Consider the following 2089-nt stretch of genomic DNA (forward strand, 5'->3'; position numbering starts at 1 on the left):
GTATCCGCTCCATGAAGCCCACATTCCAAGCGACTACCTGAAGCCCGATGCTGCGCTCCCGATTTCTTTCTGGAGCCAGTCCGCCATGATGCGTCCCGACAGCAAAGTCGAAAAGGTGTACCTCTATCCCAAGCCTGTGGATTTTCGAAAATCCATCGACGGCCTCACCGCCCTGGTCGAGCTGGACATCAAAGTCGCCGTGTTCGACCCCGTACTTTTCGTCTTCCTCAATAAAGCCCGTAACCGCATCAAGGTGTTGTACTGGGAGCGCAACGGCTTCTGCCTTTGGCTCAAGCGCCTCGAAGCCGAACGTTTCAAAACTTCCCCCGACGCCACCGACGAAGCCATCGTCCTGACCGTCCAGGAACTTAACTGGTTACTCGACGGCTTAGACCTCTGGCGCAACCGTCCGCATCAGGTTCTGACGCCCCGTTTCGTCGCCTGACCCGGTATAATCCGGGCCATGATTTCAGTGCCCGACAACCTCCCGGATGACCCTGTTCTGCTTAAGCAAATGCTGCTTGAGAGTTACGCTGCTCGTGCGTGTGAGCAATCGGCTGCCCGTGTGCGCGAGCAGGAGGTCAAGGAGGCTTATACGACACACATCGACGACCTGAAAGAGCAGATCAAGTTATGGCGTGACCGTTTCTTTGGCCGTAAGTCCGAGCAAACTGTCGATCCCAACACGCCGCAACTGGCGATGTTCAACGAACCCGAAAGCGACCCGCTACTGGCGGTGGTTGACGATGCCGACGAAGAAGTCGTTGCGCCTGCCAAACGTCGCGGCAAACGCAAACCACTGTCGGCCGATCTGCCTCGGGTCGAAGTCATCCACGACCTGCCCGAGCACGAACTGACCTGCGCCTGTGGTTGCCGCAAGCATGTCATTGGCGAGGAAACCAGCGAGCAGCTCGACATCGTGCCGATGCAGATCCGCGTACTCAAACACGTGCGCAAGATTTACGGGTGCCGGGGCTGCGAAACCGCGCCGGTTACCGCTGACAAGCCAGCCCAATTGATCGAAAAGAGCATGGCCAGCCCCAGCGTGCTGGCCATGCTGCTGACGACCAAGTACGTCGATGGCTTGCCGCTGCACCGTTTTGAAAGCGTACTGTCCCGACACGGCATCCACATTCCACGACAAACTCTGGCGCGTTGGGTGATCCAGTGCAGCGAACACTTCCAGCCACTGTTAAACCTGATGCGTGACCGGCTGCTGGAAAGTCCGGTGATTCACTGCGACGAAACGCGCGTACAGGTCTTGAAAGAGCCAGACCGCGACCCGACCAGCCAATCTTGGATGTGGGTGCAGGCCAGCGGCCCGCCTGATCGACAAGTTGTGCTATTTGACTACACCACCAGCCGTGCGCAGGAAGTACCGTTACGCCTGCTGGAAGGGTATCGCGGCTATGTGATGACCGATGATTACGCCGGTTACAACGCGTTGGCGTTGCAGCCCGATATCGAGCGGCTGGCGTGCATGGTTCATGCTCGACGCAAGTTCGTCGATGCGCAGAAAGTGCAGCCCAAGGGTAAGACGGGCCGCGCCGATGTAGCGCTGGCGATGATCAACAAGCTGTACGGCATCGAGCGCGACCTCAAGGAAGTCAGCGACGAACAGCGGTTCATCGGTCGCCAAGAAAGAAGCCTACCGATCCTCGGCCAATTGAAAAGCTGGCTGGACAAGACGTACTCCCAGGTCACACCGCAAAGTGTGCTGGGCAAGGCCGTGCACTATCTGGCCAACAACTGGAGTCGGTTGGAACGCTATGTCGAGGCCGGCCATTTGCCGATCGACAACAACCTTGCGGAGCGTGCGATCAAGCCATTTGTCATCGGGCGCAAGGCTTGGCTGTTCAGCGACACCGTGAACGGCGCCAGTGCCAGCGCAAAGATCTACAGCTTGGTTGAGACCGCCAAGGTCAACGGCCAGGAGCCCTATACGTGGCTGCGCCACGTACTTGAGCGCCTGCCGTATGCATCCTCGGTGGCCGACTACGAAGCTCTTCTGCCGTGGAACTGCTCGCCAGAGATGCCACGGTAACCTGCTGCCCCATCATGTGATAGGTGGGGTTCATGGATCGCACTC

At 58.4% G+C, this 2089-nt stretch carries 2 protein-coding genes; both read left to right on the forward strand.

The window, feature by feature from the left end; translation table 11 throughout:
* Window positions 1-445: IS66 family insertion sequence element accessory protein TnpB (tnpB, locus tag MF6396_RS27965; RefSeq protein WP_232874324.1), on the forward strand; the 445-nt coding region annotated here is incomplete at its 5' end.
* A gap of 18 nt (window positions 446-463) precedes the next feature.
* Window positions 464-2044 carry an IS66 family transposase gene (gene tnpC, locus MF6396_RS27970; protein WP_060767565.1) on the forward strand — a complete coding sequence of 527 codons (1581 nt, stop codon included), beginning with the start codon at window positions 464-466 and terminating at the stop codon, window positions 2042-2044.
* Window positions 2045-2089 lie beyond the last annotated feature (45 nt).

This window comes from Pseudomonas sp. MF6396, from assembly GCF_002018915.1.
Taxonomy (GTDB): domain Bacteria; phylum Pseudomonadota; class Gammaproteobacteria; order Pseudomonadales; family Pseudomonadaceae; genus Aquipseudomonas; species Aquipseudomonas palmensis.

What these genes read in the sequence shown, in the direction of transcription:
- tnpC (WP_060767565.1), top strand. Translation starts at nt 464, where the DNA reads ATGATTTCAGTGCCCGACAACCTCCCGGATGACCCTGTTCTGCTTAAG.